This is a genomic window from Rhodoferax saidenbachensis (assembly GCF_001955715.1).
Taxonomy (GTDB): domain Bacteria; phylum Pseudomonadota; class Gammaproteobacteria; order Burkholderiales; family Burkholderiaceae_C; genus Allorhodoferax; species Allorhodoferax saidenbachensis.
The window spans coordinates 3,704,720-3,719,965 of sequence record NZ_CP019239.1 but is presented as its reverse complement, the minus strand read 5'-3'; the positions used below and the strand labels follow the sequence as shown (position 1 = coordinate 3,719,965).

Here is a 15,246-nt window from a genome sequence, read left to right as displayed (position 1 = left end):
AAAATAAGAGAGTGAACCCATGTTTAACAATGCAAGTTTGATGATTACCGGTGGCACGGGTTCGTTCGGAAAGCAGTACGTCAAGACCCTGCTGGAGCGCTATAAGCCACGAAAGATCATCGTGTTTTCGCGCGATGAGCTGAAGCAGTACGAGATGGAGCAGGAGTACAACGCCCCATGCATGCGTTACTTCATTGGCGATGTGCGGGATCGTGATCGTTTGATTCAGGCCATGAATGGTGTGGACTATGTCATTCATGCTGCCGCGCTAAAGCAAGTGCCAGCTGCCGAGTACAACCCCATGGAGTGCATTAAAACAAATATCCATGGCGCCGAGAATGTCATTCAAGCGGCCCTTGCCAATAACGTCAAAAAGGTAATTGCACTTTCTACGGACAAAGCAGCCAACCCCATCAATTTGTATGGGGCTACCAAACTGGCGTCAGATAAGTTGTTTGTTGCTGCCAATAATATGGCCGGCGGACACTCCACGCGCTTTTCGGTAGTGCGTTATGGCAACGTGGTGGGGTCACGCGGATCAGTGATTCCATTTTTCAAAAAACGCATTGCTACAGGTTGCAAGAGTCTTCCCATTACGGACGTGAGGATGACCCGCTTCTGGATCACTTTGCAACAAGGGGTGGATTTTGTGCTGAAGAATTTCGAGCGCATGCAAGGGGGAGAAATATTTGTCCCCAAGATCCCTTCCGTCAACGTGGTGGACTTGGCGCGCGCGATGGCTCCGGCGTTAGAGCATGAGATTATTGGAATACGCCCCGGCGAGAAATTGCATGAGACCATGTGCCCGGCAGATGACTCGCATTTGACACTGGAGTTCTCGGATCACTTTGTGATCAAGCCGACCATACAGTTCTCAGGCGTGGTGGACTTTGCTATCAATAAGCTGGGTGAAAAGGGCACTGTAGTCGAACAGGGGTTTGAATACAGCTCTGGAAAGAACCCGGAATTTTTGTCAGTTGAGGGGATTCGAAAAATGAATCAGTTGGCGGGTGTGGAATGATTCCCTACGGGCGCCAAGACATCACCGAGGCGGATATTGAAGCCGTTGTGCAGGTTCTGCGCTCTGACTTTTTGACACAAGGCCCGGTGGTACCCGCATTTGAACGGGCGGTTGCCACCTATTCGGGCGCTACGTATTCAGTGGCAGTCAATAGCGCGACTTCGGCGCTTCACATTGCTTGTCTGGCCCTTGGGCTGGGCCCGGGCGACCGGTTGTGGACCGTTCCCAATACCTTTGTCGCGTCAGCCAATTGCGGCCTCTATTGCGGTGCGGAAGTGGACTTCGTAGACATTGACCCCGACAGCTGGAACCTCAGTGTGACAGCCTTGAAGGCCAGGTTGCTTCAGGCGCGCCAGGACGGCCTGTTGCCCAAAGTGCTGGTTCCCGTCCATTTCGGCGGCCAACCCCCAGACCAAGAAGCCATATGGGAACTGGCGCAGGAGTTCGGCTTCAAGGTGATCGAAGATGCCTCCCACGCTATAGGCGCCTCACGTCAAGGCGAACGGGCCGGGAACTGCAAATGGTCGGATATCACGGTGTTCAGCTTTCATCCGGTGAAGATCGTCACTACAGGTGAGGGCGGCATGGCGCTGACCAATGACACCGAGTTGGCCGGCCGCATGGAAATGCTGCGCAGCCACGGCATCACGCGTGACGCGGAGAAGTTCACGCAGGCAGCATTTGGCCCGTGGCATTACGAGCAGCAGGCGCTCGGATTCAACTACCGCATGACCGATATCCAGGCAGCCTTGGGCGTGAGCCAGTTGGCGCGTCTGGATGGCTATGTCGAGCGCCGCAATCTGCTGGCTCGGCGATATGACGAATTGCTAAGGGGGCTGCCGCTGCAGCTGCCTGTCGTACTGGCGAGCAATCGTTCTGCGTTCCATCTGTACGTCGTGCGTGTGAAAAGCAATCCGCGTGGCCGCACGCGGGAGCAGGTTTTTTCTGAACTGCGGCAGGGTGGCATTGGCGTAAATGTCCATTACATGCCTGTGCACCTGCAGCCCTATTACCGGCTGCTCGGATTTGCCGACGGCGCTTTTCCTATTGCGGAAAGTTATGCGTCGGAGGCCATCACCTTGCCCCTCTATCCGCAATTGACGGAGGAAGGGCAGGATCAGGTGGTGTCAGCCCTGGTACGAGCGCTCACATGACCGGGGGGGCGCAGCGGCTGGGGCTGGGAACCGTCCAGTGGGGCATGCCCTATGGCATCACCAACCGCAGCGGAATGGCGACGCCGGAAACCGTCGTCAAGCTGCTGGCGCGTGCCCGGCAGACCGGCGTGGGCCTGCTGGACACCGCTTGGACCTACGGCGATGCTGAGCGCGTTCTCGGTGAGCAGGGCGCGCTTGCCAACGGTTTTTCCATTGTCACCAAGACCCGCCCTTTGAAAGGGCTGGACCTGTCGCCTGCCGAGTCCGCGAAGCTGGTGGAGGAGGCATTCCACGATTCCCTCGCCAGGCTCCGGGGTTGGGCCGCCTACGGTTTGCTGGTGCACCATGCCGACGATCTTCTCGGACCCTCGGGCGATGCCTTGTGGGTTCTGATGCAAAAGCTCAGGTCGCAAGGGCTGGTGGAAAAAATAGGTTGTTCCCTGTACGACCCGCAGCAGTTTTTCCTGCTCGAGCAGCGGTATGCGCTGGAACTGGTGCAGCTTCCCTACAATATTTACGACCAGCGTTACGTCACCAGCGGGATGGCCGCTCGCACCAGGAGCAGCGGCGTCGAGGTGCATGTGCGTAGCGCCTTTCTCCAGGGCATACTGCTCAGCGAACCGGCCCGCCTTCCTCCGCACTTTGCAGGGGTGCGGGAGCACCATGCCGCGCTCTGGGCTCAACATGAAGCGTCGGGCCTGTCGCCCTTGCAGGCGGCTCTGGGGTTCTGCCTCGCGTGTCCGGACATCGACAAGGTGATCGTCGGGTGTGAACAGCCGGAGCAATGGGAAGGCATACTTGAGGCGGCGCAAGCAACCGTCTCGCCGGAGAGCCTGCGCAGCCTGGGCCGATTTGCCATTCACGACGAAGCAGTCATTAACCCATCGCGTTGGAAGTAGTGTGGAAAACGATACATCCAATTGATTGTGTAAGCTACATCAATTGCAAATTTCCAGTGTTGCTAAGACCGCTGAGTTACTCATGATGTCAATACAGGAATCGATGGCCAAGGCAAAGAGTCATCGACAAAAAAATGATTAAAAATCTCGATTTTTCAAAAGAGAAGATTGAATCCAAAAGATTTTTTCTTCGCCCGCTAACTGAAGATGACGTCACACTTGAGTATCTTGGTTGGCTAACTGAGCCAACTACAAAAATATATATTTCAGCGTCTAAAAATACAGAAAGCCTTGCTCAATTAAAAAGCTATGTTCGAATGCGTATTGGTAGACCGGACGTATGTTTTTTGGGGATTTTCGATAAGACAACCAGCAGGCATATTGGAAATATAAAATATGAACCTGTTCAGGTTGAAAAAAAATACGCAGTAATGGGCGTTTTGATCGGTGATGCACAATGGCGCGGACGAGGTGTTTTTTCGGAAGTTTTCGAAGCATCGGCACACTGGTTGTACGAAAATAAAAGCATCACCAGATTTGAGCTGGGTGTCGATAAAACGAATATTTCTGCGATTCGGAGTTATGAAAAAGCTGGTTTTAAACCCATCGATAGCCAATACATAAATAAATCTGACTCGAATTTGATTATGGGCTACGACATCAATTTGAGTTCTTAAATTTTTGCGTCATGTTTTTGGATTTATTCCTCGTCTCGCCTTGATTGGCGAAGAACGCACCGCCCCAATTTCACTGTTGCAGTCATCGATGTTCAGGATCTAATGTGTTAATGAAATTTAACTGTTGCTCACTAACATCTTCTGCTGCTCAGTCTGCCGATCGGAAGCGCTCTTTTACAGCCAACATGAAGCGAAGTGGCCAGGCTGACAAAGCCGCCTCGCCGGAGTAATGATGGCGCAGCGGATCCTGGCTATCCTTCAGGCGCGTACCTCGTCTACGCGCCTGCCCAACAAGGTATTGATGCCGATAATCGGCAGGCCTATGCTGGCATTGCAGCTCGAGCGCCTGAAGCGTTGCACGACCTTCAGTGCCATGGTGGTAGCGACCAGCACCGACCCTTCCGACGACGCCCTTGCCGAGCTGTGCGCGCGTGAGGGCGTGGACTGTTTCCGCGGAAGCCTTACCGATGTCCTTGACCGCTTCGTCTGCGCCGCACGACCATATGCCCCTGATATCGTCGTGCGCTTGACGGGGGATTGCCCGCTTGCCGATTGGGCGTTGATCGATGAAATCGTCACGCGTTTTGTCGCGAGTGACCTGGATTACCTGTCCAATTGCGAGCCGGCGAGCTACCCCGATGGACTGGACGTGGAGGTGGCCCGTTTTGCAGCACTTGAAGCATCGTGGCGCGAGGCGGTGCTGCCGTCGCATCGCGAGCATGTGACCCCGTTCATCCGGAGGCAGTCCGATCGCTTTCGGGTCGGCAACCATGTGTCCGGTGAAACAGACCGTTCCGGCATGCGCTGGACGGTCGATGAGCCCGAAGATTTCGAGTTTGTGAAGCAGGTTTATGAGCGGCTGTACCCGAGAAATCCTGCTTTCTCCACCCGCGACGTGTTGGCGCTGCTGGCTGCGGAGCCGGCGCTGATGCAGATCAATACGCGGTTCGAGCGCAATGAGGGAAGCAAAAAATCCCTGGCCGCAGACAAACAGTTTCTAGAAAAATACCCAATGACTGAACGCTACAAAAACTCCGAAGCTTTCCTAGACCGTGCCTTGAAGGTCATTCCGCTGGGTTCGCAAACATTCAGTAAAAGCAAAACAGCCTTGCCTTTCGGGGTGTCGCCGTATTTTGTTGATCGCGCCAAAGGCAGCCGCATGTGGGACATCGACGGCAATGAGTACGTTGACTTCGTCAGTGCACTTTGCTGTGTGACGCTCGGCTATTGCGACCCCGATGTGGACGTAGCCGTGCGCCAGCAGATGGACAGCGGTGTGACGTTTTCCTTGCCACATCGGCTCGAGGCAGAAGTCGCGGAGTTGCTGGTGGAGTTGATCCCCTGCGCCGAGCAGGTCCGCTTCGCAAAGAATGGCACCGACGCCACCTCAGGTGCCATTCGTGTGGCGCGGGCTTATACGGGCCGCAACCGCGTGGCCGTCTGTGGCTACCATGGCTGGCAGGACTGGTACATCGGCAGTACGGCGCGGGACCTTGGGGTGCCGCTGGCCGTCAAGGAGCTGACCCAGACCTTTGCCTATAACGACATTGCATCATTGCAGCGCCTCCTCGATGCGCATCCAGACGAGTTTGCCGCCGTTATCCTTGAGCCGATGAATTCGACCTGGCCCAAGGATGGGTTTCTTGAGAAGGTGCAGACTGCCGCACACCAGCACGGGGCCTTGCTGGTTTTTGACGAAACCATCACAGGTTTTCGCTACACGATAGGCGGAGCGCAACAGGAGTTCGGGGTCACACCCGATCTGGCCACCTTCGGCAAAGGCATTGCCAACGGCTATCCGCTGTCGGCCCTGGTCGGCCAGGCCGAGTACATGACGGTCGTGGAAGACATTTTCTTTTCCGGCACATTCGGCGGCGAGACTTTGTCGCTCGCGGCCGCCAAGGCCGTTCTTCACAAACTCAAGCGTGAACCGGTTCTGGAAACCCTGAAGCTGCGCGGACAGAAAGTCATCGACGGGGTCAACCAGCTGATTGCGGACCTGGATATGGCGCATGTTATCGGCATCAGCGGCCACCCTTCGTGGAGTTTTCTGGCCTTCAAGGCTGCCGCAGGAGTCTCCGCGGTGGAAATCAAGACGCTGTTCATCCAGGAAGTATTCAAGCGCGGCGTTTACACACTCGGCACACACAACCTCAGCTACGCGCACAGCGATGCCGACATCGACCAGTTGCTGGCCTGTTACCGCGAAGTCTTTGGCATGATTGCACGCGCGGTTTCCGAGGGCACGCTGCGGACCCTGCTGGAGTGCGAGCCGCTCGCGCCGCTGTTCAAGGTACGCTGAGCGGTGTGGGTGGTCTTTCGTACCGATGGCGGATCGCAGGTCGGTTCGGGCCACGTCATGCGTTGCCTTACGCTGGCGCAATCCTTGAAGGCGCGGGGTGCTGACGTACTTTTTATTTGCCGTGAGCAACCTGGCCATCTTGGCTATCTGATCACTGAGCGTGGCTTTGCGGTCCAGTTGCTCGCCCCCGTTCCCGGTCTTGCAACTGGCAACTGGGTCGACGATGCCAGAGAGACGCGCGCTGCCCTTGAGGTTGGCTTGGGCCGGAAAGCAAACTGGCTGATTGTCGATCACTACCTTCTGGACCGGCGATGGGAAGGCGAACTCCGTGCTTCAGCCGATCGCCTGATGGTGATCGATGACCTGTGCAACCGGCCCCACGACTGCGATTTGTTGCTTGACCAGAACCTGGTGGCAGACATGCACGAGCGCTACGCGGACAAGCTGCCCGCATCCTGCCGCCAGTTGATCGGTCCGACCTACGCCCTGCTGCACCCCGATTACGCCAGGCTGCATGCGCATGTGGCGCCACGCCGGGGTGCCGTTCGCCGCACCCTGGTTTTTTTCGGCGGCGCCGACAGCGCCAACCTCACGGAGCGGGCGCTGGACGCCTTTCTTGCCCTGGGGCGACCGGATATCGAAGTGGACATCGTGATTGGAGCGAGCAGCCGGCATGGCGATGCCGTTCGGCAGAAGGCCGAAGCACACGCCCACATCCGTGTGCATGCGGGCCTGCCTAGCCTGGCCACGTTGATGTCCCGGGCTGACCTCGCGATCGGCGCCGGCGGTTCCACCCATTGGGAGCGATTGTGCCTGGGCCTGCCTTGTCTGGTCGTGACGCTCGCCGACAACCAGCGCCCCATCAGCGAAGAACTGCATCGTCTTGGGCTCATCCAGCTGCTCGGCCATCATGACGAAGTCGATCAGTCGATGATCACCGGGGCGCTGGACCGCTTGATCCGGCAGGGACTTCCGCAGGAATGGTCGCTGCGCTGCATGGCCCTGGTGGACGGTCGCGGCGTGAGCCGAGTTGTAACAGCTCTCACCCTGATGCCGGAAACTGTGATGCAAGCGCGCCTCGCCACTTTGGAAGACGAAAAGCTCTTGCTTGAATGGGCCAATGACCCCACGACGCGCAGCAATGCCTTTTCTTCTGCACCCATCCCGGCGGATGGCCACGCGCGCTGGCTCCGGCAGAAACTTGGGGACCTGGCGAGCGTCAGGCTTTACATCGTCGAGACTGCGGACGGCGTGGCACTCGGGCAGGTTCGTTTCGAGTGTGGAGACATAGGATGGGAAATAGACTACAGCATCGCTCCTGAATTCAGGGGATATGGCTTGGGCCGTCGGCTGCTCAACACAGCCCTTATGCGCTTGCGTGCCGATGCGCCGGGCGCATCGGTATTCGGACAGGTCAAAGTCGACAACGTTCCGTCAAGAAAAGTGTTTGAATCGCTAGGCTTCCAGGCTTCGGAGTCCCCAGACGTGAGTGACGGGGTTGCCTGTTACCGGCAAACCGTATGAGCTTGCTACCAGCAAGCCTATTTCAGCCGAAACCAGCTTGGCCAAGCGCAACAGGGTGCTTCCGGTTCAAAATGCTATGAAATTTTTAGCTGCTTGGCGCTGCGGGAATTGGTCCCGCGATGTGATACGGGCGGGAGCAAGCAGGAAGTGACTGGTTTCTCCCTCATCTTGTGTATCAAATAGGCTATCCGTCCAATATCAGCGAGCGTCAGCTGCTATCAAGTGAATAGCGAGTAGCGGCCACTGCGCCCTCAGGGGCGCGTTGCACGTTCAACTGTAAACAGTCCCGCGGTCCGTCTGGATGGCCCTGGACTCACGAGGCCGAGTTATCGTGCCTAGGCTGACACCGGCGGTAAGATTGCGAGAGCACGGCGTCCCTGCGGAGATGGCCGACGACCGGCCGCCACCGTGCAAGGGCGGGTGCTTCACTTCAAAAGGTTATTCGATGGTTGTTAATAGTGTGTTGGTGGTAGCGGCTCACCCAGACGATGAGGTGCTAGGCTGTGGGGCCACCATGGCCCGCCACCGTGCCGAGGGGGCGCGTGTGACCGTGTTGCTGCTGGCCGACGGCGTCGGAGCCCGCGACCCCGTTGACCGCGCCCGAGAGCTTGCCGCCCGCCAGGCGGCTGCGCGCCACGCGTGCGGCGAACTCGGCGTGACCGACCTGAGCTTGTTGGCTTATCCCGACAACCGCATGGACCAGGTCGCCTTGCTCGATATCGTGCAGGACATCGAGAAAATCATTCGCACATGCCAGCCCGACATCGTGTACACGCACCATGCCGGCGACGTCAATATTGACCATCGCCGCGTCCATGACGCCGTCGTGGCAGCCTGCCGGCCCCTGCCGGACTTTTGTGTGCGGCAACTGCTGTTTTTTGAAACGCCTTCCAGCACGGAGTGGCGGCCTGCCGCGTCGTTTCCCCCGTTTGCGCCGGACTGGTTCGTGGATGTCTCCGACTACCTGCCGCAGAAGCTGGCCGCTCTTGGAGCCTACGGCGGCGAGATGCGCGCCTTTCCCCACCCTCGCTCCGCCGAGGCCGTGACGCATCTGGCGGGCTGGCGCGGCGCCTCGGTTGGCGTGGCTGCTGCCGAGGCGTTCGAGCTCGGCCGGGCAATAATCTAGGGCTGGATCCCGGATCCAGTCTACTTCGGAAACCAGCAATATGAAATCAACATCGACCCGTGGCCAAACGGCAGGGGCAGCGACCTCTTTCGCTATTGGCAATCGCCTCATCGGACCCGGGCAGCCCGTCTTTGTCATTGCCGAGGTGGGGGTCAACCACCATGGTGATGTAGCACTCTGTGCACGCATGATCGAGGCGGCAGCCGCGTCGGGTGCGGATGCCGTCAAATTGCAGACCGTCGATGCAGAAGAGAGTTATGTTGCTGGCACTGTTTCGCATGCCGAGTTTCGCGACAAGTCGCTCGACGATGCGGCAATGCAGCAGATGATGGCCCTGGCAGACCGGCTTGGAATCATCCTGTTTTCAACGCCCGGTGACTTTGCCAGCCTGGACCGGATGTGCCGTCTTGGCATGCCGGCCGTCAAGGTTTCGTCCGGCCTCATGACCAACCAGCCGCTGATTGCCGAGGCAGCGCGCCGCGGCCTGCCCATGATTATTTCGACCGGGTTGGCCTATGAAGAGGAAATCGCGCTTGCGATCACGACCGCCCAGCAGCATGGTTCGCCTGGCGTTGCGGTTCTCAAATGCACGGCGCTTTACCCGGCGCCTGACGAGACCATCAACCTCAATGGCATGCAGGCGATGGCGCAGCGGTTTGGCATACCCGTCGGCTACTCAGACCACACGCTCGATGACCTGGCCTGTCTGTCTGCGGTCGCACTTGGCGCTACCGTGATCGAAAAGCACTTCACGCTCGACAAGCACCTTGCCGGGGCCGATCACTTTATTTCCATGGAGCCGGGCGGGTTCAGCCAGATGGTCGCCGGGATTCGCCGGCTTTCCGTGATGCTCGGGGACGGCCGGATCGTGCCGGCGCCGGCCGAGGAGGCGGTCCGCGCACAACGTCACCGCTGCCTCATCGCTCGCGAGCCGATTGCCGCCGGAGATGTGTTCTCCGCAGCCAATGTGGGGCTGAAGCGGCCACTGCCTGGGGCAGCCGGCCTGCCGCCGTCGAGTTACGAATCGGTACTCGGAAAAACCGCCCGGGTTGCCATCGCGCTTGACCAGCCGATTAGCGCCGGCGACGTGGTGAACCTGGCATGACGGCCCGCGTCCTCCTGACCTGCGTGGGCGGAACGATGTCGCCGGACTTGTTGACGCATTTGCGTGGTGACCCGGTACTCAAACCGTATCTGGTGGGGGTGGACGCCTCCCCCAACGCGGCAGGGCGGGCTTATGTGGATGCTTTCTACCAGGTGCCCTGGGGTGAGGATGCCACTTACGTTGATGAGGTGGCACGCATCGTTGCGGCCGAAAAGGTGAATCTGGTACTGCCGGGCTCCGACCCCGAGGCCTTCAGCTTGGCTGCCGGTCGTGAAAAGATTGCAGCAGCGGGCGCGGTGGTGTTGGCGAGTCCGGTCGCGGTACTTGATTTGATTCGCGACAAGCAGGCCACATATCGTGCGCTGCAGGTTGCCGGGCTGCGGGTGCCCGAGCATGTCTGTGTGGCCAGCGTGGACGATCTGCGCTCTGCCATCTCCGGTTTCGGTTATCCGCGCCGCAGCGTGATTGTCAAACCGGTGGCGGGCCGGGGCGGGCGCGGCATGCGCGTTTTGGTCGGTTCCGACGAAGCGCCTGCGGCCTGGATTGGTGGCGGCGCACGCGAAAAGCGCGAGGCAAACCATGCTACGCCGGAAGAAATGAGTAAGTGGTTTGAAGATGGAGCCCTGATGGTAATGCCTCTGCTCCACGCCCCGGTTCATGACGTGGATGTGTTTGCGATCCGCGGTAAGGCGCAGGCGGCGCTGGTTCGCCGCCGCTTCAACCCTGCAGGAATTCCGTTTACTGGCAATCGGATCGTCTCCGATCCGGTAATCATGAAGTATTGCCTCGAAATCGCCGAGGCACTGGGCCTTGATGCGCTCCACGATATTGATTTGATGACGGATGATCAGGGCAGACCGTGCTTGCTTGAGGTCAACCCGAGGCCCAGCGGTAGCGTTGTGGCCGCCCATATGGCCGGGTTTCCGATCATGGCCTCGGCCATCGCGGAAACGCTGGGCACGCCTTACCCGCTAAAGGCACCTGTACGGGACATCGATGTGGGCATGGCGCCCAGGGCCATTCTGATGGTGAAAGCCGCCGACCTTTCATGATCCCGGTACAGATCTACGACACCACACTAAGGGACGGCGAGCAGGCGCCCGGGGCTGCCATGCTGCCCGCGCAGAAGCTGGCTATTGCCGAGGCCTTGCAGCGTCTCGGCGTAGACACCATAGAGGCCGGATTTCCGGCGGCATCGCCGGAAGACGCACGTGCGCTGGCCGATATTGCGCGCCAATGCCGCGAAGTCAGGATCGCCGCATTCGCGCGAACCAAGCTCGATGACATCGCCGTGGCCGGTGAGTCTTTGCGCTGGGCGGCACACCCACGGATCGCTCTGGTCATGCCGGTTAGCGATCTGCACATCCGGTGCAAGCTGGGCATGGAGGCGGGGGCCGCGCTTGAGATGCTGGTGGAATGCATTAATGCGGCGCGCCATGTTTGCGCAGAGGTTGAAGTCATTGCCGAAGATGCATCGCGGGCGGACCTTGATTTTTTGTGCAAAGTGGCCAGGACAGTGGTTCAGAGTGGAGCGAGCGTGCTGACGGTGGCCGACACAGTGGGCTACTCCACACCACCGGACATTCGCCACTACCTTGAAACGCTGCAGAGTGAAGTGCCCGAGCTGGGCGGTATCTTGCTTGGCATCCATTGTCACGACGACTTGGGCCTCGCGACCATCAACACGCTGACCGGCCTTGAGGCGGGGGCGCGGCAGGCGCATTGCACCATCAACGGCCTGGGAGAGCGGGCGGGCAACGCTGCCCTGGAAGAAATTGTCATGGCCATGGCCGTGCGGCCGGACCGCTACCCGTTTTCCAACCGCGTCGATACGACGCGACTCTGGCCGGCCAGCCGGCTGGTCGCAGAAGCGACGGGGTTCTCGATCGCGCCGAACAAGGCCATCGTCGGCGGCAATGCGTTTGCCCACGGGGCCGGCCTGCATCAGGACGGGATACTCAAGGCGGCCAGTACCTACGAAATCATCCAGCCCGAACGGGTTGGCGCTCCTGCGCGGCAGTTGCCGATCACGCGGCATTCCGGCCGCAAGGGGGTGGCGGCGCGCATCGCTGCGCTGGGCATGTCCTTGGAGGAGCGGAAATTGGACCAGCTTTTTGCGCAGATCAAGGGCCGCCTGACCGATTCAGCCATCCTTGGCGACGAAGAGCTCAGGGCCATGGTCGCTCAGCTTGCGGCACGCAGCTGACATGGAGGGTAACGAGAGCCGGCCTATGGCCGCGACGAAGCGCCGATTGCTGGTGACGACATCGGACCAGCGCTCCTGGCGCCGTGATCAGCCCCTCCTTTTCATCGGCAACTGGTGCCGCTTGCCCGACGAGCGTGAACGCTGGGAAGGGCTGGACGCAGAGGTGATTCCCTACCACTGGGACGATCGCGACAAGTTTCGCGCAGACTATGCTTACCTGCAGGCCTGCTATGAAGCGGCTTTGGCCAACCTTGCGACGGCGCTCAATGCGCACCATGGAACGCAGCACGGTCTGAGGTACTGGCGCATCTTGTTGGGCCCTTGGCTATACCTGTTTACCCACGTACTTTTTGATCGCTGGACCATGGTTGCGAAAGCTGCGGAGCGCGACGATGTGGATTCGACACTCCTTATCAACGACCCGGGAGATGAATTGATTCCCCGTGACCTGCGGGGTATGAGCCCGGACGATTTGGGTTGGAACCATTTTCTCTATGCCTGTGCGATCCGTGAGCAGGGGTGCCTGACGTGGGAGGAGGTGGCCGGTGAAAGCCGCGGACTGATGCAGACCAGCGCCACGGCGGACGCACCGGTCGGCGCGGGGGAAACACTGCGCAAGGCGATCAGGGCCTTTCTTGACAGGCTGGTGCTTCCCGGGGAAGCGTTTTTCCTGAATACGGGCCTGCCAAGGTCCTTTTCGGCGCGGCTCCAGTTGAAGCTCGGGCAGATCCCCAAGTTCTGGCGCTCGCCCCCGCCGCCCCAGGTCGCTCCCGACATGGCCCTTCGAGGCGTTTTCGAGCTGCCGGCTGAGAATGTGACGGATGATCCGTTCCGCGTTTTCCTGAGGAAGATGATCCCGCTTCAGATACCGACGGTTTACCTGGAAGGCTACCCAGCCTTGATGGAGGTGCTGCGCTGCCTGCCGTGGCCAAAGCGGCCCAGGGTCATCTTCACGTCCAACTCTTTCCAGTTCGACGAGGTGTTCCAGGCCTGGGCCGCAGCGCGTACCCAAGAAGGCGTTCCGCTGGTGATTGGCCAGCATGGTGGCTTTTATGGGGTCGGTGAAGTAGTTGCGGGGGAGGACCATCAGGTGGAAATTTCGGACCGCTTTCTCACCTGGGGTTGGCGGGACGCACGGCCCAGCATTTATCCGCTGTTCGCGCTGACCAATTTGGACCGCAAACAAGGCGTAGGCAAGCCCGATGGGGATCTGTTGCTTGTCACTGTGCCCATTCGCATGGTGAGTTTCAAGAACAGTAGTTGGCCGGTGGCCGCCAATCAGTCCCAGGCATTCCTATCCGATCAACTGGCTTTTGCCGAGGCTCTGGATGCGCCCGCCCGAAAGCAACTCGTGTTGCGTATCCATCAGCGTACTGATGAAAAGCTGCGCAGTGCATATGTGCCGCAATGGCGAGCGACTTTTCCCAAAGTAGAGGTCGACCCCAGCGTGACGCCCATCGAGCAAAGGCTGCAGAGCAGCAGGCTGTTCGTCTATACCTACAATTCAACCGGATTTCTTGAGACCCTAGCCAGAAACATCCCCACAGTGATGTTCTGGAACCCCGGCCAATGGGAGTTGCGTGCCGAAGCGCGGCCGTTGTTTAAGGTACTGGCCGACGCGGGTATATTTTTCGAAGACCCGGTGGCTGCGGCACGGCATGTCAATGCGGTTTGGCATGACGTGGTGAGCTGGTGGTTGCAGCCTCAGATCCAGCACGCGGTCCAAGCGTTCTGCGCGCAATATGCGCGAAGCGTTGCAGATCCTGAGCGGGAGTTATTGGCGGCCTTGACATTCGAGAGCCGATTAGCTGCCGGGAAATGAGATAATTAAAGTGCCTTCTCCCTAAAATTAGAGGGGCGAAGCACGCCATCTAAGTGGCTGCAGCCGGTTTCTTCCTGTCAGGCCGCCGGCTAAAAACTCACTTCCAGTAGCTTGATCATTGCCACTTTATGTCGAATGTTTTTTGGATTACAGGCCTGTCTGCCGCTGGAAAGACCACGCTGGCTCGATTGGTGGCTCAGCGTCTTCGCGACTTGGGTCGTCCCGTGGTGATGCTCGATGGCGATGAGCTGCGTGAGGCCCTGGCCTCCACCACCGACCATAGCAGCGATGCCCGGGTTCAGTTGGCGTTCAAATATGCACGGTTGGCCCGCTTGATCGCTTCGCAGGGAGTCACCGTTGTGGTCAGCACCGTTGCCCTGATCAAGGAAATCCACCAATGGAATCGCGAGAACCAACCGGGTTATTTCGAGGTCTACCTCAAGGTTGCTATCGATGAATTGCGTCGCCGCGACCCCAAAGGCATTTATCGCCGCTTCGATGCTGGCGAATTGCACAATGTCGCGGGACTCGATGTGCCGGTTGACGAGCCGTTGCGTCCAGATCTCGTCATCGAATACATGCCGGGGCTGGAGCCAGATGCCGAGCTAGAACGGCTGATGGATGCGTTTGACAAGCTCTATCCGGCCGTCAGCTAGACTCTCTCTATCACCTACATTTTTGCCCGCCCCTAAGCCTTGGCGGGAAGAATAACAATAACGCAAGAGAAAACAATGCAAGACTCATTCTGGAATAGTCATTACCAGGCCTTTTCCCTTCAGGAGCCATCGGGATTTGGGCGTTACTGCCTTGAGCGCCAACTGCGAGCCAGTGATACGGTGGTTGAGCTCGGTTGCGGCAACGGTCGTGATGGCCTAGCTCTTGGGCAAACTGTTTCGCATTACACCGGCCTCGACGCCTGCGCGGTAGCCGTCGGGAACTTCCAGAAGGTTGCCAATGATCTTCCTCCTGCCATTTCGAGCAGGATGGCCGTGCAGCAAGCCGATTTCACTGACCTCGACTTCAATGCGTTCGGCGAGGGTGCCAAGCGGCTGGTTATTTACAGCCGCTTTTCGCTGCATTCCATCAGTTATCAAGAAGCCGACAGATTGCTGGCTAATATTGGCAGGATCACTTCTGCGCCTTGGGTTCTGATGCTGGAGGCGCGCACGATATTCGACACGCTCTACGGTGTTGGCAGCAAGGTCGGCTTGCACGAATTCAAGACCGATCATTACCGGCGCTTCATTGATCCCGAGCCGTTTCTTGCCGATGTTGCATCACGCTTCGCGGTACGCTATTTTGAGGTGGCGCCGGGTTTTGCGCCCTTCGGCGATCAGGATCCGGTAGTAATGCGCGCTGTAATTCAGTCCCACCCTGCGTGACAGGTGGATAGATGGTAGTGGGAAACAC

Annotated in this window: 13 protein-coding genes; all 13 read left to right on the top strand. The window is 58.8% G+C overall.

The window, feature by feature from the left end; translation table 11 throughout:
- The first annotated feature begins 19 nt into the window (after positions 1-19).
- The 13 genes from pseB to RS694_RS17670 all read left to right on the top strand — a co-directional run bounded on the left by pseB (position 20) and on the right by RS694_RS17670 (position 15,218).
- Positions 20-1,021 (top strand): UDP-N-acetylglucosamine 4,6-dehydratase (inverting), encoded by a 1,002-nt coding sequence (pseB, locus tag RS694_RS17730; protein WP_029705333.1) that lies wholly within the window; start codon positions 20-22, stop codon positions 1,019-1,021.
- On the top strand, positions 1,018-2,175 hold the full coding sequence (gene pseC, locus RS694_RS17725; RefSeq protein ID WP_029705335.1) for a UDP-4-amino-4,6-dideoxy-N-acetyl-beta-L-altrosamine transaminase: 1,158 nt from the start codon (positions 1,018-1,020) through the stop codon (positions 2,173-2,175). Before pseB ends, pseC begins: the two co-directional genes overlap by 4 nt.
- Complete coding sequence (locus RS694_RS17720; RefSeq protein WP_037246177.1) at positions 2,172-3,074, top strand: aldo/keto reductase; 903 nt, start codon at positions 2,172-2,174, stop codon at positions 3,072-3,074. The genes pseC and RS694_RS17720 overlap by 4 nt, the downstream gene beginning before the upstream one ends.
- A gap of 134 nt (positions 3,075-3,208) precedes the next feature.
- A complete protein-coding gene (locus tag RS694_RS17715) occupies positions 3,209-3,751 on the top strand; it encodes a GNAT family N-acetyltransferase (protein ID WP_037246180.1) in 543 nt (180 codons plus the stop codon).
- Positions 3,752-3,983: 232 nt separating this feature from the next.
- Positions 3,984-6,053 (top strand): aminotransferase class III-fold pyridoxal phosphate-dependent enzyme, encoded by a 2,070-nt coding sequence (locus RS694_RS20910; RefSeq protein WP_076070074.1) that lies wholly within the window; start codon positions 3,984-3,986, stop codon positions 6,051-6,053.
- Positions 6,054-6,062: 9 nt separating this feature from the next.
- On the top strand, positions 6,063-7,577 hold the full coding sequence (gene pseG, locus RS694_RS17705; protein WP_161631540.1) for a UDP-2,4-diacetamido-2,4,6-trideoxy-beta-L-altropyranose hydrolase: 1,515 nt from the start codon (positions 6,063-6,065) through the stop codon (positions 7,575-7,577).
- A 301-nt stretch (positions 7,578-7,878) separates the two neighbouring features.
- A complete protein-coding gene (locus RS694_RS17700) occupies positions 7,879-8,703 on the top strand; it encodes a PIG-L deacetylase family protein (protein WP_338050593.1) in 825 nt (274 codons plus the stop codon).
- Between the two features lie 40 nt (positions 8,704-8,743).
- The gene (locus RS694_RS17695) at positions 8,744-9,808 is read left to right on the top strand and encodes an N-acetylneuraminate synthase family protein (RefSeq protein ID WP_051391621.1); all 1,065 of its coding nucleotides are present in this window, start codon (positions 8,744-8,746) and stop codon (positions 9,806-9,808) included.
- Positions 9,805-10,860: an ATP-grasp domain-containing protein gene (locus RS694_RS17690; RefSeq protein WP_029705346.1), complete on the top strand. Its 1,056-nt coding sequence runs from the start codon at positions 9,805-9,807 to the stop codon at positions 10,858-10,860. Before RS694_RS17695 ends, RS694_RS17690 begins: the two co-directional genes overlap by 4 nt.
- A complete protein-coding gene (locus tag RS694_RS17685; RefSeq protein WP_051391622.1) occupies positions 10,857-12,014 on the top strand; it encodes a homocitrate synthase/isopropylmalate synthase family protein in 1,158 nt (385 codons plus the stop codon). Before RS694_RS17690 ends, RS694_RS17685 begins: the two co-directional genes overlap by 4 nt.
- Positions 12,015-12,039: 25 nt before the next feature.
- Positions 12,040-13,836 carry an LIC12162 family transferase gene (locus RS694_RS17680; protein WP_161631541.1) on the top strand — a complete coding sequence of 599 codons (1,797 nt, stop codon included), beginning with the start codon at positions 12,040-12,042 and terminating at the stop codon, positions 13,834-13,836.
- Between the two features lie 128 nt (positions 13,837-13,964).
- Positions 13,965-14,492: an adenylyl-sulfate kinase gene (locus RS694_RS17675; RefSeq protein ID WP_037246182.1), complete on the top strand. Its 528-nt coding sequence runs from the start codon at positions 13,965-13,967 to the stop codon at positions 14,490-14,492.
- Positions 14,493-14,567: 75 nt separating this feature from the next.
- A complete protein-coding gene (locus RS694_RS17670) occupies positions 14,568-15,218 on the top strand; it encodes a class I SAM-dependent methyltransferase (RefSeq protein ID WP_076069871.1) in 651 nt (216 codons plus the stop codon).
- The last annotated feature ends 28 nt before the right edge of the window (positions 15,219-15,246 follow it).